Annotated in this window: 22 protein-coding genes; 13 read left to right on the top strand and 9 right to left on the bottom strand. The window is 72.6% G+C overall.

Annotated elements, in window-relative coordinates; translation table 11 throughout:
* Nucleotides 1-177: 177 nt before the first annotated feature.
* Nucleotides 178-846: an HNH endonuclease family protein gene (locus ACSNOG_RS24605; RefSeq protein WP_436754888.1), complete on the bottom strand. Its 669-nt coding sequence runs from the start codon at nt 844-846 to the stop codon at nt 178-180.
* A gap of 230 nt (nt 847-1,076) precedes the next feature.
* Between ACSNOG_RS24605 and ACSNOG_RS24600 the strand changes: the two genes are divergently transcribed.
* Nucleotides 1,077-1,970 (top strand): ABC transporter permease, encoded by an 894-nt coding sequence (locus ACSNOG_RS24600; protein WP_436754887.1) that lies wholly within the window; start codon nt 1,077-1,079, stop codon nt 1,968-1,970.
* Nucleotides 1,971-2,156: 186 nt separating this feature from the next.
* The gene (locus tag ACSNOG_RS24595) at nt 2,157-2,738 is read left to right on the top strand and encodes a TMEM165/GDT1 family protein (RefSeq protein WP_436754886.1); all 582 of its coding nucleotides are present in this window, start codon (nt 2,157-2,159) and stop codon (nt 2,736-2,738) included.
* Between the two features lie 115 nt (nt 2,739-2,853).
* Here the strand turns inward: ACSNOG_RS24595 and ACSNOG_RS24590 are convergent, their stop codons facing one another.
* Nucleotides 2,854-3,528, bottom strand: coding sequence for an HAD-IA family hydrolase (locus tag ACSNOG_RS24590; RefSeq protein WP_436754885.1), 675 nt, complete (start codon nt 3,526-3,528; stop codon nt 2,854-2,856).
* A 254-nt stretch (nt 3,529-3,782) separates the two neighbouring features.
* On the opposite strand from ACSNOG_RS24590, the gene ACSNOG_RS24585 reads away from it, so the two are divergent.
* Nucleotides 3,783-5,879, top strand: coding sequence for a DHA2 family efflux MFS transporter permease subunit (locus tag ACSNOG_RS24585; protein WP_436754884.1), 2,097 nt, complete (start codon nt 3,783-3,785; stop codon nt 5,877-5,879).
* 160 nt (nt 5,880-6,039) lie between these two features.
* Nucleotides 6,040-8,103: a bifunctional glycosyltransferase 87/phosphatase PAP2 family protein gene (locus ACSNOG_RS24580; protein WP_436754883.1), complete on the top strand. Its 2,064-nt coding sequence runs from the start codon at nt 6,040-6,042 to the stop codon at nt 8,101-8,103.
* Between the two features lie 11 nt (nt 8,104-8,114).
* Here the strand turns inward: ACSNOG_RS24580 and ACSNOG_RS24575 are convergent, their stop codons facing one another.
* The 4 genes from ACSNOG_RS24575 to ACSNOG_RS24560 form a co-directional block, all read right to left on the bottom strand.
* Nucleotides 8,115-8,810, bottom strand: a complete 696-nt coding sequence (locus ACSNOG_RS24575) for a hypothetical protein (RefSeq protein ID WP_436754882.1) — start codon at nt 8,808-8,810, stop codon at nt 8,115-8,117.
* A complete protein-coding gene (locus ACSNOG_RS24570; protein WP_436754881.1) occupies nt 8,807-9,739 on the bottom strand; it encodes a DUF6114 domain-containing protein in 933 nt (310 codons plus the stop codon). The genes ACSNOG_RS24575 and ACSNOG_RS24570 overlap by 4 nt, the downstream gene beginning before the upstream one ends.
* A gap of 1 nt (nt 9,740) precedes the next feature.
* The gene (locus ACSNOG_RS24565) at nt 9,741-10,361 is read right to left on the bottom strand and encodes a DUF6230 family protein (protein WP_436754880.1); all 621 of its coding nucleotides are present in this window, start codon (nt 10,359-10,361) and stop codon (nt 9,741-9,743) included.
* 230 nt (nt 10,362-10,591) lie between these two features.
* Nucleotides 10,592-11,824, bottom strand: a complete 1,233-nt coding sequence (locus tag ACSNOG_RS24560) for a cytochrome P450 (protein ID WP_436754879.1) — start codon at nt 11,822-11,824, stop codon at nt 10,592-10,594.
* 228 nt (nt 11,825-12,052) lie between these two features.
* On the opposite strand from ACSNOG_RS24560, the gene ACSNOG_RS24555 reads away from it, so the two are divergent.
* From ACSNOG_RS24555 to ACSNOG_RS24545, 3 genes are all read left to right on the top strand, one after another.
* On the top strand, nt 12,053-13,222 hold the full coding sequence (locus tag ACSNOG_RS24555) for a steroid 3-ketoacyl-CoA thiolase (protein WP_436754878.1): 1,170 nt from the start codon (nt 12,053-12,055) through the stop codon (nt 13,220-13,222).
* A gap of 91 nt (nt 13,223-13,313) precedes the next feature.
* Nucleotides 13,314-13,754, top strand: coding sequence for a GNAT family N-acetyltransferase (locus ACSNOG_RS24550; RefSeq protein ID WP_436754889.1), 441 nt, complete (start codon nt 13,314-13,316; stop codon nt 13,752-13,754).
* Between the two features lie 55 nt (nt 13,755-13,809).
* The gene (locus ACSNOG_RS24545; protein WP_436754877.1) at nt 13,810-14,244 is read left to right on the top strand and encodes a VOC family protein; all 435 of its coding nucleotides are present in this window, start codon (nt 13,810-13,812) and stop codon (nt 14,242-14,244) included.
* Between the two features lie 36 nt (nt 14,245-14,280).
* Here ACSNOG_RS24545 and ACSNOG_RS24540 read toward each other — a convergent pair whose 3' ends face one another.
* Entirely contained in the window at nt 14,281-14,736 is a 456-nt protein-coding gene (locus tag ACSNOG_RS24540; RefSeq protein ID WP_436754876.1) for an NUDIX hydrolase, read from the bottom strand.
* A 28-nt stretch (nt 14,737-14,764) separates the two neighbouring features.
* Between ACSNOG_RS24540 and ACSNOG_RS24535 the strand changes: the two genes are divergently transcribed.
* The 6 genes from ACSNOG_RS24535 (at nt 14,765) to ACSNOG_RS24510 (ending at nt 18,077) form a co-directional block, all read left to right on the top strand.
* Nucleotides 14,765-15,544, top strand: coding sequence for a GntR family transcriptional regulator (locus tag ACSNOG_RS24535; protein WP_436754875.1), 780 nt, complete (start codon nt 14,765-14,767; stop codon nt 15,542-15,544).
* 119 nt (nt 15,545-15,663) lie between these two features.
* The gene (locus tag ACSNOG_RS24530; RefSeq protein WP_436754874.1) at nt 15,664-16,023 is read left to right on the top strand and encodes a hypothetical protein; all 360 of its coding nucleotides are present in this window, start codon (nt 15,664-15,666) and stop codon (nt 16,021-16,023) included.
* Nucleotides 16,016-16,162: a hypothetical protein gene (locus ACSNOG_RS24525; RefSeq protein ID WP_436754873.1), complete on the top strand. Its 147-nt coding sequence runs from the start codon at nt 16,016-16,018 to the stop codon at nt 16,160-16,162. Before ACSNOG_RS24530 ends, ACSNOG_RS24525 begins: the two co-directional genes overlap by 8 nt.
* Nucleotides 16,159-16,344 (top strand): hypothetical protein, encoded by a 186-nt coding sequence (locus tag ACSNOG_RS24520; protein ID WP_436754872.1) that lies wholly within the window; start codon nt 16,159-16,161, stop codon nt 16,342-16,344. The genes ACSNOG_RS24525 and ACSNOG_RS24520 overlap by 4 nt, the downstream gene beginning before the upstream one ends.
* A 53-nt stretch (nt 16,345-16,397) precedes the next feature.
* Nucleotides 16,398-16,934, top strand: a complete 537-nt coding sequence (locus tag ACSNOG_RS24515; protein ID WP_436754871.1) for a GNAT family N-acetyltransferase — start codon at nt 16,398-16,400, stop codon at nt 16,932-16,934.
* A 54-nt stretch (nt 16,935-16,988) separates the two neighbouring features.
* On the top strand, nt 16,989-18,077 hold the full coding sequence (locus ACSNOG_RS24510; RefSeq protein ID WP_436754870.1) for an amidinotransferase: 1,089 nt from the start codon (nt 16,989-16,991) through the stop codon (nt 18,075-18,077).
* Here ACSNOG_RS24510 and ACSNOG_RS24505 read toward each other — a convergent pair.
* Complete coding sequence (locus ACSNOG_RS24505) at nt 17,996-19,009, bottom strand: ECF transporter S component (protein ID WP_436754869.1); 1,014 nt, start codon at nt 19,007-19,009, stop codon at nt 17,996-17,998. The genes ACSNOG_RS24510 and ACSNOG_RS24505 overlap by 82 nt on opposite strands.
* Nucleotides 19,006-20,697: an ABC transporter ATP-binding protein gene (locus tag ACSNOG_RS24500; protein ID WP_436754868.1), complete on the bottom strand. Its 1,692-nt coding sequence runs from the start codon at nt 20,695-20,697 to the stop codon at nt 19,006-19,008. The genes ACSNOG_RS24505 and ACSNOG_RS24500 overlap by 4 nt, the downstream gene beginning before the upstream one ends.
* Between the last annotated feature and the right edge of the window lie 177 nt (nt 20,698-20,874).

Here is a 20,874-nt window from a genome sequence, read left to right as displayed (position 1 = left end):
GGCGGCGGTGGGCGTGGGGGGCATGACGGGGCTCCTCGTATCGGGGACAGGAACGATGAGGGAACCAGGTTAGGTACCCCTAATCGATACTTGCAAGTTCAAGTTCTTGATTCATTGTGCCGGACCGCCCCACTGGGCGAAAGCTTTGGGGAAGGGTGGCTCAGCAGCCGTCGGGGCTCAGCAGCCGTTGAGGACGGCGGCCAGCTTCTCCTTCTCGGCGGAGTCGACGGTCAGCTTGTAGTAGTGCTTCACCGTGACCCACATCCGCGCGTACGTGCAGGCGTAGGAGTTCAGGGGCGGCATCCACTGCGCCGGGTCCTTGTCGCCCTTGGCCTGGTTGACGCGGTCGGTCACGGCGATCAGCTGCGGCCGGGTCAGGTCGTTGGCGAACGCCTGGCGCTGCGCCGTGGTCCAGGTGCTGGCGCCCGAGCGCCAGGCCTGGGCGAGCGGCACGATGTGGTCGATGTCGATGTCCTGGGCGTCGTGCCAGGTGGCGCCGTCGTAGGGGGAGGCCCAGGTGCCGGAGACGGCGGCGCACTTGGCGTCCTGCTGCACGTCCTCGCCGTCGCGCTTGAGGACGACCTCGCGGGTGTTGCACTGCCCGGACTGGGTGCTCCAGTGCGGGAACTTCGCGCGGCTGTAGCCGTCCATGGAGCCCTCGGGGCTCACCTTCAGCTCGCCGAGGTAGCCCCGGACGGTCGCGGCGTCGGGCGGGGTGGGCGGAGCGGCGTGGGCCGTGCCCCCGCCGAGGGCGAGCGAGCCGACCAGCGCGGCGAGGCTGCACGCAACGGCGGCGCGACGCGCGTAGAGACCGCGCGCGACGGGGGAGGTGCGTATGGCGGACATGGGAACTCCCTGTGGAGTGGGGGGTCTTCGGCCGTCGGGAGCGGCCAGGATCGCGGCGCCCGGTTTCCGGGGGGTGATCGCCAGGTAACAGGGTGGCGACGCGATCATGACAAGGCAAGGGTCCGTTCACGTGACCTTGACCGCGCCCGGCGCCGCCTCGCGGCGGTCTTCTGACACGCCGCCATGCGACCGTCGGTAACCGGCCGTTCGGGCCGCCTAGGGTGGTCCGCGTGCTCGCCGCCGCAGCGTTGCTGCCCGTCAACGCCACGCTCGCCGTGGTGCTCGCCGCCCTGCTCGCGGCCGCGGTGGCCGTGGCGGCCGTCGCACGGCTCGGCGACGGCCGGGGGCGCGGGCACGCCCGGTCGATCGCCGTCGCCGGCGTGCGCGCCGCCGCCCAGCTGGCGGCGGTCTCCGCGCTCATCGGCTGGGTGGTCCGTGCCGTTCCGCTCCTGCTCTGCTTCGTCGTGCTGATGTTCGCCGTCGCGGTGCGGACCGCCGGGCGGCGCATCACCGGCAACCGCACCTGGCGGTGGGCCGCGGTGCCGATCGGCGCGGCGGTGCTGCCGGTCGTGGCCCTGCTGCTGCTCACCGGGCTCGTGCCCCTGGAGGGCGTCGCCCTGATCCCGGTCACCGGGATCCTCATCGGCGGCGGGCTCACGGCGACGGTCCTCGGCGGCCGGCGCGCCCTCGACGAGCTGCACACGCGCCACGGCGAGGTCGAGGCCGGCCTGGCGCTCGGCCTGCCCGACCGCGACGCCCGCCTGGAGATCGCCCGTCCGGCCGCGTCCGACGCCCTGCTGCCGGGCCTGGACCAGACCCGCACCGTGGGTCTGGTCACCCTCCCGGGCGCGTTCGTGGGCATGCTGCTGGGCGGCGCGTCACCCCTGCTCGCGGGCGCGGTGCAGCTGTTCGTCCTGGTCGCGCTGATGGCCGTGCAGGCCGTGGCCGTCGCGCTCGTCCTGGAGCTGGTGGCGCGGGGGCTGCTCCACCGGGACGAGCCCGGCGGCCGGGGAGGGGATCACGGCCAGGAGGGAGCCGGTGGCGGCGGTGAGGGGGCCGCGGCGGGCCGGGCTCGGCCATGGCGCCGCCGGTCGCGTACCCTGAACGGAGCAGAAGGGGAGTAGCTCTTCGCCGGACCGTCGACATACTGCCGAGCTCGCCTCGGCCGGCGCCCGGAGGCAGGCGCGTTCCGCGCCCGCCAGCGAGACCTTCGGCCGCAGTGTCCACGACGCTGCCGTGCCGAAGCGACCCCTGATCCCGCTCAGGTCCCCTCGGTGCGGCAGCACCCATCCGACTGAGGGAATGCCTCCGTGTTCAGCATCACCGTCGCCGCCCTGGCCTTCGGCGTCGTCTTCCTCGCCGAACTGCCCGACAAGACCGCCCTGGCCGGCCTCATGCTCGGCACCCGCTACCGCGCGGGTTACGTCTTCGCGGGGGTCGCCGCCGCCTTCGCCGTGCACGTCGCGCTCGCCATCGCCGCCGGCAGCGTCCTGACGCTCCTGCCGCACCGCCTCGTGCAGTGCGTGGTCGGCCTGCTCTTCCTCGCGGGCGCGGTCATGCTCCTGTTCAAGAAGGACGAGGAGGACGAGGAGCTGCGCAAGCCCGCCGACCAGTCCTTCTGGAAGGTCTCGGGGGCCGGCTTCATGCTGATCCTCGTCGCCGAGTTCGGCGACCTCACCCAGATCATGACCGCCAACCTCGCGGCCCGCTACGACGACCCGCTGTCGGTGGGACTGGGCGCCGTACTGGCCCTGTGGGCCGTCGCGGGCCTGGGCATCGTCGGCGGCCGCACCCTGATGAAGTACGTGCCGCTGGCGCTGATCACGAAGGTGGCGGCCGTGGTGATGCTGGGGCTCGCGGGCTTCAGCCTGTACGAGGCCGTCGCGGGCTGAGCCGGGCGGCGTCCGTCCACCGGCCCGGGGCGTGAGCCCGGGCCGGTCGGGCCGTGACGTGGAGGCCGGTCGGGCCGTGACGCGAAGGCCGGTCAGGCCGTGACGTGGAGGCCGGTCAGGCCGTGACGTGGAGCGTGAGGACGCCGTTCGCGTCCGCCTCCACGCGTATCCGGGTCAGGTCCGCGACGTGGACGTCCGGGCCGTGGGCCGCCGCGCGCGGGCCGACGCCCACCACGCGCATGCCCGCCGCCCTGCCGGCCGCGATGCCCGCCTCGGAGTCCTCGAAGACGATGCAGTCCGCCGGGGCGAAGCCCAGGGCCGCGGCGCCCTTGAGGAAGCCCTCGGGGTCCGGCTTGCTCGCGCCGACGGACTCCGCGGTCACGCGGACCTCCGGCATCGGCAGGCCGGCCGCGCCCATGCGGGCCTCGGCCAGGGCGCGGTCGGCGGAGGTGACCAGGGCGTGGGGGAGCGTGGCGAGGGAGGCCATGAAGGCCGGGGCGCCGGGGACGGGGACGACGCCGTCGACGTCGGCCGTCTCGGCGGCGAGCATCCGGCGGTTGTCGGCGTGGTTCTGCTCCATCGGGCGGTCCGGGAGCAGCACGGCCATCGTGGCGTAGCCCTGGCGGCCGTGGACGACCTTCATCACCTCGTCGCCGTCGAGGCCGTGCTCGGCGGCCCAGCCGCGCCAGCAGCGCTCGACGACGGCGTCGGAGTTGACGATCGTCCCGTCCATGTCCAGGAGCAGGGCGCGGGCGGTCAGCGTGGTCGTGGTGGGGGCGTAGGCCTGCATCGACGGCTCCAGGGCGCGGGAGAAAGGCAGAGCGGCCCCGCCCGCCGGTCAGGGAATACGGGCGGGGCCACTTTGTTTCCTAACGATACAAAAAGTCCCGCCCGGAAAGCCAATGGCCTACCCCGGCGGGCCGTACGGGGTGATCCGGACCACGATGGAAGAGCGTTTTTCGCGAGCGGTTCCGTAGGTCCGCTTCCGTAGTGCCCGTTCCGTAGTGCCCGCCCCGTAGTTTCAGGAGACCCCCAGGAGCGCCCATGGCGGACGACACCCCGGGCCCCTCCGTGGCCACGGAGCCCGAGCCCCTGCCCGCGCCCGGCGAGGGGCAGTCCCGGCGCACCGTCCTCGTCGCCATCGGGGCCCTGCTGCTGGGCATGCTGCTGGCCGCCCTGGACCAGACGATCGTCTCCACCGCCCTGCCCACGATCGTCAGCGACCTCGGCGGGCTCGAACACCTCTCGTGGGTCGTCACCGCCTACCTGCTCGCCTCCACCGCCGCGACCCCCCTGTGGGGCAAGCTCGGCGACCAGTACGGGCGCAAGAAGCTCTACCAGACGGCCATCGTCATCTTCCTGCTCGGCTCCGTGCTGTGCGGCATCGCCCAGAACATGGGCGAGCTCATCGCCTTCCGCGCCCTGCAGGGCCTCGGCGGCGGCGGGCTGATGGTGCTGTCGATGGCGATCGTCGGCGACCTCGTGCCGCCCCGGGACCGCGGCCGCTACCAGGGCCTGTTCGGTGCCGTCTTCGGCGGTACGAGCGTGCTCGGCCCGCTCCTCGGCGGCCTGTTCGTCGACCACCTCAGCTGGCGCTGGGTCTTCTACATCAACGTCCCCATCGGCGTCGTCGCCCTCTTCACCATCGCCGCCGTCCTGCACATCCCGGTCCGCCGCACCCCGCACCGCATCGACTACCTCGGCACGTTCCTCATCGCCGCCGTCGCCACCTGCCTGGTCCTGATGACCTCCCTCGGCGGCACGACCTACCCCTGGTCGTCCTGGCAGATCATCGGCCTCGGCGTGCTCGGCGTGGCACTGCTCGTCCCCTTCGTGCTCGTCGAGCGCCGCGCCGCCGAGCCCGTCCTGCCGCTGAAGCTCTTCCGGATCCGCACCTTCACCCTCTGCTCGGTGATCGGCTTCGTCGTCGGCTTCGCGATGTTCGGCTCGATGACCTACCTGCCGACGTTCCTGCAGGTCGTACAGGGCGTCTCGCCGACCATGTCCGGCGTGCACATGCTGCCGATGGTCGCCGGGCTCCTCATCGCCTCGACCGCCTCCGGCCAGATCGTCAGCCGCACCGGCCACTACAAGACCTTCCCCATCGCCGGCACGGCCGTGATGACCGTCGGCCTGCTCCTGCTGCACCGGCTCGACACGGCCAGCAGCACCGGCGAGATGAGCGCGTACTTCTTCGTCTTCGGCTTCGGGCTCGGCCTCGTCATGCAGGTCCTCGTCCTCGTCGTGCAGAACGCCGTCGCCTACCGCGACCTCGGCGTCGCCACCTCCGGAGCCACCTTCTTCCGCTCCATCGGCGCCTCCTTCGGCGTCTCGATCTTCGGCACGATCTTCGCCAACAAGCTCGGGCCGCGCATCGCCGACGCCCTCGCCGGCACGAGCCCGCCCGCCGGCATCAGCGCCGACAAGCTCCAGGCCGACCCGCGGGCGGTCTCCGCCCTCCCGCCCGGAGAGCGGGCAGGCGTCCTCGCGGCCTACTCCGAGTCGATCACCGACGTCTTCCTCTACGCGGTGCCCGCCGCGCTCGTGGCCTTCGCGCTGGCCTGGCTGCTGCGGCAGGATCCGCTGCGCGGCAGCGTCACCGCCCCCGACTCCAGCGAGGTCATCTCCAGCAACCCCGTCGAGCGCTCCTCGCACGAGGAAGTCGCCCGCGCCCTGTCCCTGCTCGGCAGCCGCGAGGGCCGCAAGAAGATCTACGAGGTGATCACCGAGCGGGCCGGGCTCGACCTGCGCCCCGCCGCCAGCTGGATGCTCCTGCGCATGAACCGCTACGGCTCCGTCGAGCCCTCCCTCCTCTCCGAACGCGCCGACATCCCCCTGCGCACCGTCACCGAGGCCGCCATCCAGCTGGAGGTCCGCGGCCTCGCCCGCCGCGAGGGCCTGCCCCTGGTCCCGACCGACGAGGGCCGCCGCGTCGCGGGCCTGCTCTTCCGGGCCCGCGAGGAGTCCCTCGCCGAACTCCTCGGCAACTGGTGGACCCACGACCGCCCGACCGACCTCGACGCCCTCGTCCGCGAACTCACCGCCGAACTGTGCGGCTCGGACGCGGAACAGCCCCACGACGGCGACGCGGGCCCCCGCCGCGACCACGACGCACGCCGTGACCGACGGCAGGGGCCGTGAGGCCGCCGGGTGAGCCGGCAGACAGTGCCGCGTCGTGAACGCGTCTACATCCGCCAGGTGACCCCCTGGTGAAGGCGCCGCCGGACCATCGCCGTTCTCAGTAAGGTCTCAAGAGCTCTACGAGGGTGACCGAGCCGGGCGACCGGAGGAGCGGTTGGGCGTGGCGAATGCACAGCGAGGTGCACTGAGTGGTCCGACGAAGGAGGGTTCGGGGGTCCGCCTCGCCCTGGGAGGGTTGTGGGTCCTCGCCGGGGTGCTGGCGGCCCGTCAGGCCGTGGCGGTGCTGCGGCTGCCGCCCGAGCGGCGCTTCACCGACCTCGGCCGGTGGATCGGTGAGCACGGCGTTCTGCACGTCCGGGGCTCGCTCTACGACACCGACCGGTTCACCGGTCCCCCTTTCGAGGGGCTCGCGCTCAAACCGCTGACGAACGCGGCCGAGCACGGCCTCGGCATCGTCTGGACGTTCGGCACGCTCCTGCTCGTCGTGGCCCTGGCGCTCGCCGCCGCCCGCTGCCTGCCCGGCCCCGTCCCGCGGCGCACCGCAGCGCTCGCCGCCCCCGTCGCCGTGATCCTCACCGTGGCCTCGCTGCCCGTGCGGAACACGTTCACGCTCGGGCAGACCAGCATCATCCCCGTCCTGCTGGTGCTCCTCGGCTGCTGCCTGCCCCGCCTCGCGCGAGGGCCCGGCCGGACCGGCGGCCTGCTCGTCGGGCTCGCCGCGGCGCTGCAGCCCGTGGTGCTGCTCTTCGCCGCCCTGCTGTGGCTGACGGGCCGCCGCCGCGCGGCCGCCGCGGCCGGCGTCACCTTCGCGGCCTGCACCGGCACGGCGTGGGTGTTCCTGCCGGACGACTCGTGGACGTACTGGGTCCACCATGCCGCGGGCGCCGGTCTCGGCCACGCGGCCCATGGGCTCGCCAACCAGTCCCTGCACGGCCTGCTGCTCCGCCTCGGCCTGCACGGGCCGGCCGAGCTGGCCCCGTACGGGCTGCTGGCCGCGGCCGTCGCCGTGCTCGGCCTGCGCCGCGCCGCCCGCTACGCCCGCGACGGCCAGGTCCTGCTCGCGACCGCCGTCGCCGGCTGCACCGCCGTCGCGATCTCGCCGACGGCCTGGCAGCACCAGCAGCTGTGGATCCTGCTCGCGGTCGTCGGCCGGGTCGGCAAGCGCCGCGCCGACCGGCTGGTGTGGCCCGTGCTCGTCGTCCTGGTGATGACGCTCACGAGCACCGTGCTGATGCCCGACAACCCGTTCCTGCGCCCCCTGGGGAACAACGCCCCGCTGCTCGCCGCGCTCCTCGCGGCCTGCGTGGTGCCCTTCCTGCCGCGCACCGCGGAGGGCTGGGAGCGGCCCGTTCCGACACCGGTGGCCGAGCCGCAGCGGGGCCGCTTCGGCTGGGTGCCGCTCCTCCGCTTCTGGAAGCGCCCGCTGACGCGGCCGAACGTCCTGCTGGAGCTGATGCTGATACGGGTCGGCTACTGGGTCTACCAGTACGTCCGCGGGCAGGCGCCCGACGGGCGGGCCCTCGCGGAAGCCCACGGCCGGCAGATCCTCGGCGCCGAGGAGTTCCTGCACATGGACGTCGAGCACGGCTTCAACCACTTCGTGGCGGCCAGCGGCTGGCTCACGCGCGGCATGAACTACTACTACGGCACCTTCCACTTCCTGGTGCCGGTGTCCCTGCTGGTCTACCTCTACGTACGCCGCCCCGGCACCTACCGCTGGGCCAGGACCGCGCTGTCCCTGGCCACGCTGCTGGCGCTGGCCGGCTTCTGGGCCTACCCGCTCGCGCCGCCGCGGCTGATGCCCGGCCTCGGCTTCGTCGACACGGCCAACGGCCCGCAGGACCTCGACCATCCCGACTTCGGAGCGCTGACCGAGCTGTCCAACCAGTACGCGGCCATGCCGTCGCTGCACATCGGCTGGTCGCTGTGGTGCGGGGTCGTGATCGCCGTCGTCGCGCGGAAGCCGTGGGTGAAGTGCCTCGGCATGCTCTACCCGTCGCTGACGCTCGTGGTGATCGTCGGCACCGCCAACCACTACGTGCTCGACGCGGTCGGCGGTGCGCTCGTCGTGCTGTTCGGCTTCGCCGTCCAGTACGCGCTCAGCGGGCCCGGGCGGCAGGTGTCCGGGAAGGTGCCGGTGCCGGTGCCGGCGGCGCGCGGCGAGAGCGATCCGCTGCCGGGCGACCGGCCGTCGGCCGCCGGCGCGCAGGCGGCCAAGGGCTGACCTCGGAGCCCTCAGTCGCTGACGGTGATCTGGGAGGCCGGGTCGGTGGTGTCCGTGATGTCGTAGACGGCGTTGAACACCGACGACTTCGCGCTGGTCGGGCAGCCGAACCCGCCGGTGACCTTGACCGGGACCGTGGCGTTGGCGACCGTGAGCGTGGACGGGGCGCCGTTGGTGTAGGTGGCGACGATGTCCGCGGGCGCGTCCGGCGCGGCCGTGATGGTGCAGTTGGCCAGGCCCTTGGACTCCAGGACGAAGCCGCCGACCGGGATGGAGAGGGTCGCGCTGATCGGCGACCCGTACTGCATGGACACGCGCCACGTGCCGGACGTGGTCACGGTGGTGGTCACCCCGGCGATGCTGGCGGTGCAGCCGGAGTAGGTGGGCGGGTTGATGCTGCTGGAGACCGGGCCCGAGGGGTTGTGGTTGTCCGGCGCGTCCGGTATCCGGTTGCTGGCCGGGTCGGCCGAGGGCTGCGAGCTGGAGGCCGTACAGGTGGCGGTCACCGAACCGGCCTTGAACGTGGCCTTCCCGTTGAGCGTGGCCGCGAAGGAGTGCCCGGCCGGGGTGACGGTGGTCGAGCCCGCGGCCGGCCCCGCCTGGGCGCCCGCGGCACCGGTGAGGGTGAGGGCGGCGGTGACGGCCAGCCCGGCGCCGCAGGCGAGGAGCGCGCGGGGACGGAGTCTGCGAGAGGTCACGGAGGTCATCGGTTCTCCTTGTGTGGGAGGTGCGCGGGGGGATCGTGGCGCGGCCCGGCCGCACCGGCCTCACCAAAGCCACGGCCGGTACCGGCAACACCGGGCGAGCGGGCCTCGCCGGGTGCACCTGGGGTGCCGGGGGTTTTGGCGGTGCCGGGCCCACCGGGCGTGCCGGGCCGTTCTGCGTCGGCCGTGCCGGGCGCACCTGGCGTGCCAGGGCTGCCGAGTGCGTTGGTGGTGCCGGCGGTGCCGGCGGCGCTGGGCCCGTCAGGTGTGCCGGGGCCAGCGGGCGTGCTGGGGGTATGAGCGGTGTCGGCGGCACCGGGCCCGCCGGGACCACCGGGCGTGCCGGAGGTACGGGGCTCGCCGGGGGCGCGGGCCCCGTCGGCCGTGCCGGGCCCGCCGGGCGGCCCCGGGGTGTGGGCCGTGCCCGGCCCGACCGGCCCGCCGGGCCCGGCACGCCCGTCCGTGGTGCCGGGTGCGCCCGGCGCACCCGCAGGGCCGGGCGTGACCCCTGTTTCCGGTGTCGGCGCGGGCGCCGGCGCCGTCGGTTGCCAGGCGAAGATCATGCCGCCGCCGATGACGCCGAGGATCGTGCCGATGAGGAACCCGCCGAGGTTCGACATCACCAGCGCCGCGGCCGCGATCATGACGGTGACCACCCCGGCGAGCGCGCGGTACTGCGGTGCGAACCACGCGCTCAGCCCCATCAGCACCATGACCAGGCCCATCAGGACCGAAGGGATGCCCGCGATCCCCTGATGGAGCATGATCTTCAGCGGTGCCAGCGGGATGACGGAGATCTCCGTCCCCGCGAGCACGGTGGCGAGGCCGCCCCAGAAGGGCCGTGCCTTGCGCCACCGGCGCCACGCTGCCCACGGCCGGTGCCGATGCCGGGGTCGGGGACGGGCGACGGCGGGCCCGGTGCCGGCCGCCACGTCAGAAGCACTCCTGCTTGCCCTTGAAGACGTTCATCCGCAGGCCGGCGAGCTTGAACGTTCCTGCGTTGGTCGCCCACGCCACCTGCCGGACCTTCTTCATGCTGACGCGGTCCGCCTGCTGGGCGAAGAGGTCCTGCATGCCCTGCGCGTCGGCCGGTCCCTTGTCGAGCGTGGAGGCGTCGCGGCCGATCTCGATGTTCGTGAACTCGGCGTCGCCGCCGAGCTGGGTGGCGTCGATGAAGAGGTTGGTGGCCTTGACCGGGGTGCCGCTGCCGCCCGCCGTCAGGTTGAGGGAGATGTCCCCGATGACGGGCAGGTGGGTGACCACGGATTGGCAGAGCTTCTGCAGCTCGGCCTCCTTGATCGCGGTGACCGCGACGGGCAGCAGGTCGCCGCGGGCGTTGGTGTCCACGCCGCCGTACTGCGCGAAGCCCTTGCCCTCCAGGCTGTCGGCCGAGACCTTGAACTCCTGGCCGGACACGGCGAACGAGGCCGCGAGGGCCCCTTCGGCGAGCGCGACGGCCAGGGCCGCGGTGGCGGCGAAGCCGGGCACGGCCAGGACGGCGAACCTGCGCCACCTGACCCGTCCCGTGACCGGTCTGCCTTGCGCGTCCTTCATGCTGATCGTCCCCTCGGAGAGCCTCGGATGAGAGCTGCCGGACGGGTGGCCGCCGTGTCGCGCCGCATCGCGCGGGTCGGTGCTGTGACGGGCGTGGGGCGCAACGAAACGGGCCTGCCCGGAAGGTGTACCCGAGAGTAAGTCCGCGGCCGTCGCCGTACAAGGTCCCGGTACGGACTATTCCCTTACGGCACAAGGAAATTGACGATCAATCAGATATCGGAGACCGGTCACCGATAGTGGACCTTCAGCTCCTTGATCCCGTTCAGCCAGGCCGACCGCAACCGCCTCGGCTCGCCCGCGAGCCGGATGTCCGGGAGCACGTCGGCCACCGCGTCGAAGATGAGGCCGATCTCGAGCGCGGCCAGCGAGCGGCCGAGGCAGAAGTGCGGTCCGCCGCCGCCGAAGCCCAGGTGCGGATTGGGGTCGCGGGTGATGTCGAAGACCTCCGGGTCCGCGAAGACCTCGGGGTCGTTGTTGGCGGAGGCGTAGAAGATCCCCACGCGCTGACCCGCGCGGATGCGGGCGCCGCCGAGCTCGGTGTCCTGTGTGGCCGTGCGTTGGAAGGAGACGACGGGCGTCGCCCAGCGGACGATCTCCTCCGCGGCGGTCGCGGGGCGCTCGCGCTTGTAGAGCTCCCACTGGCCGGGGTGGGTGAGGAAGGCGTGCATGCCGTGGCTGATGGCGTTGCGCGTGGTCTCGTTGCCGGCGACGGCCAGCAGCAGCACGAAGAAGCCGAACTCGTCGGAGGCGAGGTTGCCCTCGTCCTCGGCGGCGACCAGCCGGCTGACGATGTCCTTCGCCGGGCACTCCTTGCGCGCGGCGGCCAGGTTCATCGCGTACGAGATGAGCTCCGTCGCGGAGTGCGCGCCGACCTCCTCGGTGATGGCCAGCTCGGGGTCGTCGTAGCCGATCATCTTGTTGGACCAGTCGAAGATGCGGGCCCGGTCCTCCTGCGGGACGCCGATCAGCTCGGCGATGGCCTGCAGGGGCAGCTCGCAGGCGACGTCGGTGACGAAGTCGCCGCTGCCGCGCTCCCGCGCCGCGGCGACGATCGCCCCCGCGCGCCCGCGCAGGGCCGCCTCCAGGGAGCGGATCGCCCGCGGGGTGAAGCCGCGCTGCACGATCTGGCGGACGCGGGTGTGCTCGGGCGGGTCCATGTTGAGCATGATGAGCCGCTGGACGTCGATCTGGTCGCGGGATATGTGCTCGTTGAAGCGGATGATCGCGGTGTTGAGGGCGGCGGAGTAGAGGTCGGGCCGGGTGGAGACCTCCTTCACGTCCGCGTGCCGCGTGACCACCCAGTAGCCGTCGTCGTCGAAGCCGGCGACGCCGTGGGGCTGGGCGTTCCACCACACCGGCGCCGTGCCGCGCAGGGCCGCGAACTCCGGGAGGGGAACGCGGTGGTGGTAGACGTCGGGGTCGGTGAAGTCGAAGCCGTCGGGGAGCGCGGGACAGGGCATCGGCCCTCCATCTCTGACGGGCCATCAGATATCTCCCGACGGTAGTGACGCACCCCCTGGGCGGCAAGGGAAAGGTGCGAGGCCATCTGTCGCGGGCGCAAGCCGTGCGCGACCCTTGCGTACCGGGGGTAGCGCTCATAAGACTGCGAGCGAACGAGCGGAATAAGAACGTGTTCTTGTTTGCCGGGGGCGCCGGGACGCCCAGCGGATGCCACGAGAGGACGAACCATGGCCGCGGAACCCGTCATCGTCGAAGCCGTACGCACCCCCATCGGCCGGCGCGGAGGCACGCTCGCCAATCTCCACCCCGCCTACCTGCTGGGCGAGACCTACCGGGAGGTGCTCGCCCGCACCGGGATCCAGCCCGACTGCGTCGAGCAGATCGTCAGCGGCACGGTCACCCACGCCGGCGAGCAGTCGATGAACCCCGCGCGCACCGCCTGGCTGGCCATGGGCCTGCCCTACGAGACCGCGGCCACCACCGTCGACTGCCAGTGCGGCTCCTCGCAGCAGGCCAACCACCTGATCGCCAACATGATCGCGGCCGGTGTCGTCGACATCGGCATCGCCTGCGGCGTCGAGGCCATGTCCCGGGTGCCGCTCGGCAGCGGCTCCAAGCACGGGCCGGGCAAGCCCTTCCCCGACGAGTGGAGCGTCGACCTGCCCAACCAGTTCGAGGCCGCCGAACGCATCGCCCGCAAACGCGGCCTGACCCGGGAGCACGTCGACGGACTCGGCCTCCTCTCCCAGCAGCGGGCCGCCCGCGCCTGGGCCGAAGAGCGCTTCAAGCGGGAGACGTTCGCCGTCCAGGTGCCGACGACGGAGGAGGAGCAGTACGCGGGGCAGGGCATGTGGCGGCTCGTCGACCGCGACGAGGGGCTGCGCGACACCAGCACCGAAGCGCTCGGCGGCCTCAAGCCCGTCATGCCCACCGCCGTCCACACCGCCGGCAACTCCTCGCAGATATCCGACGGCGCGTGCGCGCTGATGTGGTCGTCCAAACGGATGGCCCGCGCGCTCAAACTGCGCCCCCGGGCCCGCATCGTCGCCCAGGCGCTCGTCGGGGCCGACCCCCACTTCCACCTCGACGGCACGATCGACGCCACCCGCGCCGTCCTCGGCAAGGCGGGCATGTCGCTCCGCGACATCGACCTCGTGGAGATCAACGAGGCCTTCGCCTCGGTCGTCCTCTCCTGGGCCCAGGTCTTCGAACAGGACCTGCAGAAGATCAACGTCAACGGCGGCGCGATCGCCCTCGGCCACCCGGTCGGCGCGACCGGGGCCCGTCTGATCACGACCGCACTGCACGAGCTGGAGCGGGCGGACAAGGAGTTCGCGCTGATCACGATGTGCGCGGGCGGGGCGCTGGCGACGGGCACGATCATCCAGCGACTGTGACCCCCGCCATGCCGCCGGCCGTGTCGCCGCCCCGCTGATCGGTCATACCCTCCAACGTATTGGATCTCATACATGCGTTCGGGGGGAATCGATCGTGATCAGACGCGCCACGGCGGCGGACGCCGCCAGCCTCACGGCCCTGGTGCGCGGCTCGGGCGCCTACCGGGACGGCTACGAGGCGATGGTCGAGGACTACGAGGTCACCGCGGACTACATAGCGGCCCACGAAGTCTTCGTGGCCGAAGGGGACGACGGCGCGCTCCTCGGCTTCTACGCCCTCCTCCTCGGCCCGCCCGCCGAACTGGACCTCATGTTCGTCGCGGACACGGCCCAGGGCCTCGGCGTGGGCCGCCGCCTGGCCACCCACATGAAGACCCGCGCCCACGCCGTGGGCCTCACCGGCGTACGCGTCGTCTCCCACCCGCCGTCCGAAGGCTTCTACCGCAGCGTGGGCGCGCACCGCACGGGGACGGTGCGCGCGACGGGGGCGACCACGTGGGACCGGCCGGAACTGGTGTTCGCGCTGGGATGACGGCCCGTGAAAAATCGGGGTGCCGGTGGACCACACGCGCCACTATGGTGGCCCGATGGCGTCGATCAAGCAGGTCCAAATCACCTTCGACTGCGCGGAGCCCGAGCGCGTCGCCCGCTTCTGGTGCGAGGTGCTGGGGTACGTCGTACCCCCACCGCCGGAGGGGTTCGCCACGTGGGGCGACTACGACCGCTCGCTGCCGCCCGAGCGCCAGGGTTCGGCGTTCGCCTGCGGCGACCCCTCGGGCGTCGGACCGCGCCTGTACTTTCAGCGCGTCCCCGAAGGCAAGGTCGTCAAGAACCGGGTCCACCTCGACGTGCGGGTCGCCACCGGCCTCGTGGGCGAAGAGCGCCTCGCCGCGCTCGAGGCCGAATGCGCACGGCTGGTCGCGCTCGGCGCGGTGCGCGAGCGGGTGCTTCTCGCCGACGAATACAACGAGTCGTGCATCGTGATGCAGGACGTCGAGGGCAACGAGTTCTGCCTCGACTGAGGCGGGTGCCGTGACCGGTGGGCGGTGCGCGGGACATCAGCCGGGCGTGATCAACCGCCGGCCGTCGTGGATGCGCACATGCGGGGTGTCGTCGCCGAGGGCGTCCAGCAGCCGGACCGCGTACGCCTCCGTCATCGCCGAGGCGAGCTCGTCCGGTGCCATCCAGGAGACGGCGGCGGACTCGGCGGACGTGCGTTCGCTGCCGCCCACGGGAGTGCACCGGAAGACGAGGGCGATGATGCCGCGCGCCATGTTCTTGTAGACGCCGGTCAGTTGCTGCACCTCGACGTCGATGCCGGTCTCCTCCAGTACCTCCCGCCGGGCCCCCGCCTCCGGCGCCTCGTCGATCTCCAGCACTCCACCGGGCAGTTCCCAGCGGCCGTTGTCGGCCCGCCTGATCACGAGCACGCGCCCGTCCCCGCGCACGACGGCTCCTGCGACCGAGACGGAGTGGAGGGGTGTGGGCCTGCGAAACTGGGCTGCCGTACTCATGTGGACGAGGATAGAAGGGCAGAGAACCATGGACAGTGAGGCCCTTCGGTACTCGGGGAAGCCGCGGTACCTGCAGATCGCGGACGATCTCGCCGAGCAGATTCGCACCGGCTCGCTCGCTCCCGGCGCCCAGGTTCCCAGCGAATCCGAGGTGATGGGCCGGTATGGGGTCTCGCAGGGCACTGTGCGCAAGGCGATTGCCGAACTCCGCACGGCCGGGCTGGTAGAGACGCACCATGGGCGCGGTACCTATGTGAGGAGCCTGCCTCCCGTGAGGAGAAAGTCTTCCGACCGCTTTCGTCGGTGCCACCGTAAGGCGGGCAAGGCGGCTTACCTGGCGGAGACCGAGGCGGCGGGCCACACCCCCGGTGTTCATGTGCTGTATGTCGGCCCTACGGATGCTCCGGTGGGCATCGCCGAACGGCTGGGTGTTTCCGAGGGGAGTAAGGTCCTTGCCCGGCGTCGCCGGTACTTCACCGACGGCATCCCCACGGAGGAGGCCACTTCCTACCTCTCCTGGCCCGTAGTCGAAAGCATTCCTGAACTCCTGCGAGACAACCCCGGCGGGGGTGGCATCTACGCTCGACTTGAAGAGCATGGTCACCGGCTTGCCGAGTACGTCGAGACGGTTCGGGCCCGGCTGGCCACCAAGCAGGAAATGGCCGCTCTCCAGCTCAGTCCCGGAGCTCCGGTGATCCACCTGGTCCGTGAGGCGGTGACCACCGAGGGCAGGGTCGTGGAGGTGTGTGACACGGTCATGGCTGCAGACCGATTCGTCCTCGACTACCGGATTCCTGCCTGTGACTGACGAGACGAGTTCATAGGCCTTGTAACTCACAGGAGTGACAACGGATTGACCAGGCTTCAGGTGCTGGGCACTCTGTGAGTCAACTCATATACATGAGTGAAGGAGTCGAAGGGGTGGGGATGTCATATCGAGTGGGCGCGTACGTGGTGGACACCCGGGAGGACCGGGTGGCCCAAGTGATCGGGCACCGGGGTTCGCGGGTGCAGGTGCGTACGCCCGGCGGTGGGCTCGAATGGGAGGTGCCCACATCCGTACTGCGGCTGGCCATGGGGCAGGAGCGGGACGCGTTCCGGGCCCTGGCCAACAGAGACGGCGCGCACTGGTCGGGCTGCGCCCGGTGCGCCGAGCTGGACGCGGCGTGGCGCGCGGCATCCGCGGCCGGGGAGCGGACGAACGCGGCCGTCGACGCCCTGAGCAGGTTCCGTAACCACTGGCGTTTGGGCCACGCCGTAGCGGAGGGAGCGCGCGAAAATGGGTAAGAAGGACTTCGAGGACGCGGGGGAGCCGTGGGACCCGCAGGCCAACCAGGATCAGGTCACCGATTGCGACACCCGTGTCTCGCAGAACGGTGACGTCCACAGCTCGGCGGCGGATGACAGGGACCGGGACGGGCGATGAAGCGGGGCGAGGATCTGATCCGGGATCTGCGGGAGCAGGGGTTCGTGCGGTGCGAGACCACCTCGGACGGCAAGGCCGTGGTCATGCGCAGGCGTGACCGGTGGACCGTGGTTCCCCTTCGGTGGCTCACCGATGAGGCCGTGGACACCATCAAGGCTCAGGCCGGGATCGGCCTCCTCTGAGGGCGCCCGAAAATTCCGCGTGGGCGCCGGGCGTGCCGTGCGACCATGCCCGCATGAGCGGCACCCCTTCCTCCGTCACCCGCCCGTGCGTCGTCGCCCCGCAGTCCGTCCGGTCTCCCGAGGCCGTGGACCTGATGCGGGATTACATGACCGAGGTCGCCGATCGCTGGTTCCTGCTCCACGAGGACCGGGTCACCACGCCGGAGGAGGTCGAGGGGTACGTCGCCGAGGAGCCGCACGACGATCTCGCGCCGCCCGCGGGTGTGCTGCTGGTCGCCCGGCAGGGTGGGGAGCCGGTGGGGTGTCTGGGGCTGCGGTGGTTCGATCGGGGGCGGGGGACCGCCGAGCTGAAGCGGATGTTCGTGCGGCCGGCCGCACGCGGGCTCGGGGCCGCGCCCGCGCTGCTGGCCGCGGCGGAGGCCGTCGCGCGGGAGTGGGGCGCCGAGCGGATCGTGCTGGACACGCGCAAGGATCTGGTGGAGGCGATCGCGCTGTACACCCGGCACGGGTTCGCCCACGTCCCGCGCTACAACACCCCCGAGGACAATCCCTACGCCGAGGTGTGGATGGGCAAGGAGCTCCTGGGCTGACACCGGCCCGGACGTTGCTGCACGTAGTGCAGCGAATGCGTTACGTTACGACGTGTGGAGCCTCTCGTTTCGCCGGTCGGTTCGCACAACGAGTGGGATCCGCTGGAGGAGATCGTCGTCGGGCGCCTCGACGGCGCGACGATCCCTTCCGCCCACCCCGTCGTGGCCAGCAACCTCCCGCCGTGGGCGGCGCGGCTGCAGGGGATCGCCGCCGGGTTCCGGTACCCGCGCTTCCTGGTCGAGCGGGCACAGGACGAGCTCGACCGGTTCATCGCCCTCCTGCAGTCCTTCGGCGTCACGGTCAGGCGCCCGGACCCGGTCGACCACAAGCGGCGCTTCGGCACCCCCGACTGGTCGTCGCGCGGCTTCTGCAGCGCCTGCCCGCGCGACTGCATGCTCGTGATCGGCGACGAGATCATCGAGACCCCGATGGCGTGGCCCTGCCGGTACTTCGACACCCACCCCTACCGCACGCTCCTCAAGGACTACTTCCGGCGCGGCGCGCGCTGGACGGCGGCGCCGAAGCCGCAGCTCACCGACGCGCTCTTCGATGCGGATTACCGCCCGCCCGAGGCCGGCGAGCCCGTGCGCCGCATCGTCACCGAGTTCGAGCCGGTGTTCGACGCCGCGGATTTCGTCCGCGCCGGACGCGACCTGTTCGTCACGCCGAGCAACGTCACCAACCGCATGGGCATCGAGTGGCTGCGCCGCCACCTCGGGTCCGGCTACCGCATCCACGAGATCGAGAGCCGCAGCCGCAGACCCATGCACATCGACACGACGTTCCTGCCGCTCGCACCCGGCAAGGTGATGGTGAACCCCGAATACGTCGACGTCGACCGCCTGCCCGCCGTCCTGCGCTCCTGGGAGATCCTGATCGCCCCCGAGCCCGACCCGATCGACCACCGGCTGCTCAAGCTCACGTCGATGTGCGGGAAGTGGCTCAACATGAACGTCCTCGTGCTCGACGGGCACCGGGTGGTGGCCGAGCGGCACCACACCGGCATGCTGCGCGCGCTGGAGCGCTGGGGATTCGAGCCCGTCCCGTGCGACCTGCTGCACTACGCGCCGTTCGGCGGCTCGTTCCACTGCGCGACGCTCGACGTCCGGCGGCGCGGCGCGCTCGAGTCGTACTTCTCCTGACCCTGACCCTGGCCCTGGCCCTGGCCGTGCCCCTGGCCCCCGGCCGCGGGCGGCTGCTGCTCGCCGAACGTCACCGGCGCGTCGAACGCCGCCCTCCGCGTCGCCCGCCGCAGCGCCTTCAGGACCGTCGGGCCGAGCGTGAGCGTCGCCAGGACCGTCACGACCGCGCGCGGCACGTCCCAGCCCAGGGACGTCGCCAGGCAGTAGGCGACGAAGCGGGCGAGGTTCTCCTGGACCGGGTCGCCGGGGACGAAGGAGACGCCCGTGGCGAGGGAGCCGATATAGGGCCAGCCCTGGAGGTTCATCACCGTGCCGTAGAGGAGGGAGGCCACCGCGCCGTAACCCGCCAGCACCAGCACCTCGCGCCGGCCGCGCAGGCGGTCGGCGCCGGGCAGCAGGCCCGCGCCCATGGCCACCCAGCCCATCGACAGCATCTGGAACGGCATCCACGGGCCCACGCCGCCCGTCAGCAGGGCGGAGGCGAACATCGACACCGAACCGAGCACGAAGCCGAAGCCCGGGCCGAGGACGCGGCCCGACAGCACCATCAGGAAGAACATCGGCTCGATGCCGGCCGTTCCCGCGCCCAGCGGCCGCAGGGCCGCGCCCGCCGCGGCCAGGACGCCGAGCATCGCGATCGCCTTCGCGTCCAGGCCTGAGTCGGCGATGGCCGCCACCACGACGGCCAGCAGCAGCGGCAGCAGCGCCGCGAACAGCCACGGCGCGTCCTGGGAGTGCGCGAGGCCCGACGCGGAGTCGGCGAGCAGGGGCCAGCCGAAGGCCGCCACGCCGATCGCGGAGACGAGGAGCAGGGCGGCGACCGAGCGGCCGCCGAGGCGGATGGCCCGCGCTTGGCGGTCGGGGGCGACGGCGTGCGGACGGCCCGGGGCCGGCTGTCCGGCAGCCCCGCGGTCCGGTGCGGGCTCGTTCACGCGTCGGCCCCCAGTGCGTCCCGCACCTGCCCCACCGTCAGCCACGGCTGCGGCGCCAGCACCTTGGCCACCTGCGGTGCGAAGGCCGGCGAGGAGACCACCACCTCGGCCGTCGGGCCGTCCGCGACGATCTCGCCGTCGGCGATGACGACGACCCGGTGGGCCAGCTCCGCGGCCAGCTCCACGTCGTGCGTCGCCAGGACGATCGCGTGACCGTCCGCGGCCAGGCCCCGCAGGACCTCCACCAGGCGGTGCTTCGCCGCGTAGTCGAGGCCGCGGGTCGGCTCGTCGAGGAGGATCAGCGGCGGGTGCGCCGTCAGCACGACCGCGAGGGCGAGCGCGAGGCGCTGGCCCTCCGACAGGTCGCGCGGGTGCGTCGCAGCGGGAACGCCCGGCAGCAGCCGCGAGACGAGCGCGCGGCAGGTGCCCGGCTCCGCGCCCGCGTCGCCGTCGGCCGCCGTGCACTCGGCCGCGACCGTGTCCGCGTACAGCAGGTCGCGCGGCTCCTGCGGTACGAGGCCCACGTGGCGCAGGAGTTCCGCCGGGGGCGTGCTCTGCGGGGTGGCGCCGCCCACGCGCACGGAGCCCGCGGCGGGCTTGTGCATGCCGACGAGCGTGCGCAGGAGCGTGGACTTGCCCGCACCGTTGCGGCCCATCAGCGCGACCGTCTCCCCGGCCCGTACGGACAGGTTCACGTCGCGCAGCGCCGGCAGCCGGCCGTGCCGGACGGCGAGCCCGGCGGCGGCCGCGGCGGGGGCGGGGCCGGTGTCCGCCGCGCGGCGGTCCCTGCGGAGGAAGCCGGCGCGGCGGGAACGGACCGCGACGCCCTCCGCGCTGCCGGTGGCGGTGACGGCCGGCGGGGACATCGGGGCCAGCCGCTCCCGCAGGGGTGCCGCCTTGCGGCGCGCGTCCCGTACGGACAGGGGCACCGGCGACCAGCCGGCGAGGCGGCCCAGGTCGACGACGGGCGGGTGCACCGGCGACACCGCCATCACCTCGGCCGGCTCGCCCGTCACGGGAGCCTCGCCGGGGCCGGGCAGCAGGATGACGCGGTCCGCGTACTGCACGACCCGCTCCAGCCGGTGCTCCGCCATCAGGACCGTGGTGCCCAGGTCGTGGACCAGGCGCTGCAGGACGGCGAGCACCTCCTCGGCCGCGCCCGGGTCGAGGGCGGACGTCGGCTCGTCCAGGACGAGCACCTTCGGGTGCGTGGTCAGCACCGAGCCGATCGCGACGCGCTGCTGCTGACCACCGGAGAGGGTGGCCAGGGGCCGGTCGCGCAGCGTGGCGAGCCCCAGCAGGTCGAGGGTCTCCTCGACGCGGCGGCGCATGGTGTGCGGGGGGATGCCGAGGGACTCCATGCCGTACGCGAGCTCGTCCTCGACGGTGTCGGTGACGAAGTGCGCGAGCGGGTCCTGGCCCACGGTGCCGACGACGTCGGCGAGTTCGCGCGGCTTGTGGCTACGGGTGTCGCGGCCGGCGACGGTGACGCGGCCGTGCAGGGTGCCGCCCGTGAAGTGCGGGACGAGGCCGCTGACCGTGCCGAGGAGGGTGGACTTGCCGACGCCGGACGGGCCGACGAGCAGGCAGAGCTCGCCCTCGGGGACGGTGAGGTCCACGCCGTGGAGCGCGGGGGTGCCGGCGGTGTCGTCGTCGTAGGTGACCGACACCTGCTCGAAGCGGATCACTTGGGCTCCTCGGGGGTGGGGGTCACAGTGGCTCCGGCACCGCCGGGCTCGCCGGCGGGGGTTGCGCGCCGTCGCGGCGGAGGGGAACTCCCCGGCTCCACCCTTTCACCGTTTCCCGGGGCCGCGCCCCGGCCCCGTAGCGCCCGGCCCCGGAGTCGTCGGCACGGCACCCCGCGG

Origin of the sequence: Streptomyces sp. URMC 124 (genome assembly GCF_051386455.1) — a bacterium.
Lineage (GTDB): Bacteria > Actinomycetota > Actinomycetes > Streptomycetales > Streptomycetaceae > Streptomyces.
Note: the sequence above shows the minus strand (reverse complement) of the source record. Positions and strands in the feature narration are given on the sequence as shown.

Coding starts and splice junctions, on each gene's coding strand:
- ACSNOG_RS24545 (WP_436754877.1), top strand. CDS start 13,810: ATGGCGTCGATCAAGCAGGTCCAAATCACCTTCGACTGCGCGGAGCCC.
- ACSNOG_RS24565 (WP_436754880.1), bottom strand. CDS start 10,361: ATGAAGGACGCGCAAGGCAGACCGGTCACGGGACGGGTCAGGTGGCGC.
- ACSNOG_RS24560 (WP_436754879.1), bottom strand. CDS start 11,824: ATGCCCTGTCCCGCGCTCCCCGACGGCTTCGACTTCACCGACCCCGAC.
- ACSNOG_RS24535 (WP_436754875.1), top strand. CDS start 14,765: ATGGACAGTGAGGCCCTTCGGTACTCGGGGAAGCCGCGGTACCTGCAG.
- ACSNOG_RS24575 (WP_436754882.1), bottom strand. CDS start 8,810: ATGACCTCCGTGACCTCTCGCAGACTCCGTCCCCGCGCGCTCCTCGCC.
- ACSNOG_RS24525 (WP_436754873.1), top strand. CDS start 16,016: ATGGGTAAGAAGGACTTCGAGGACGCGGGGGAGCCGTGGGACCCGCAG.
- ACSNOG_RS24540 (WP_436754876.1), bottom strand. CDS start 14,736: ATGAGTACGGCAGCCCAGTTTCGCAGGCCCACACCCCTCCACTCCGTC.
- ACSNOG_RS24555 (WP_436754878.1), top strand. CDS start 12,053: ATGGCCGCGGAACCCGTCATCGTCGAAGCCGTACGCACCCCCATCGGC.
- ACSNOG_RS24520 (WP_436754872.1), top strand. CDS start 16,159: ATGAAGCGGGGCGAGGATCTGATCCGGGATCTGCGGGAGCAGGGGTTC.
- ACSNOG_RS24530 (WP_436754874.1), top strand. CDS start 15,664: ATGTCATATCGAGTGGGCGCGTACGTGGTGGACACCCGGGAGGACCGG.
- ACSNOG_RS24605 (WP_436754888.1), bottom strand. CDS start 846: ATGTCCGCCATACGCACCTCCCCCGTCGCGCGCGGTCTCTACGCGCGT.
- ACSNOG_RS24515 (WP_436754871.1), top strand. CDS start 16,398: ATGAGCGGCACCCCTTCCTCCGTCACCCGCCCGTGCGTCGTCGCCCCG.
- ACSNOG_RS24585 (WP_436754884.1), top strand. CDS start 3,783: ATGGCGGACGACACCCCGGGCCCCTCCGTGGCCACGGAGCCCGAGCCC.
- ACSNOG_RS24590 (WP_436754885.1), bottom strand. CDS start 3,528: ATGCAGGCCTACGCCCCCACCACGACCACGCTGACCGCCCGCGCCCTG.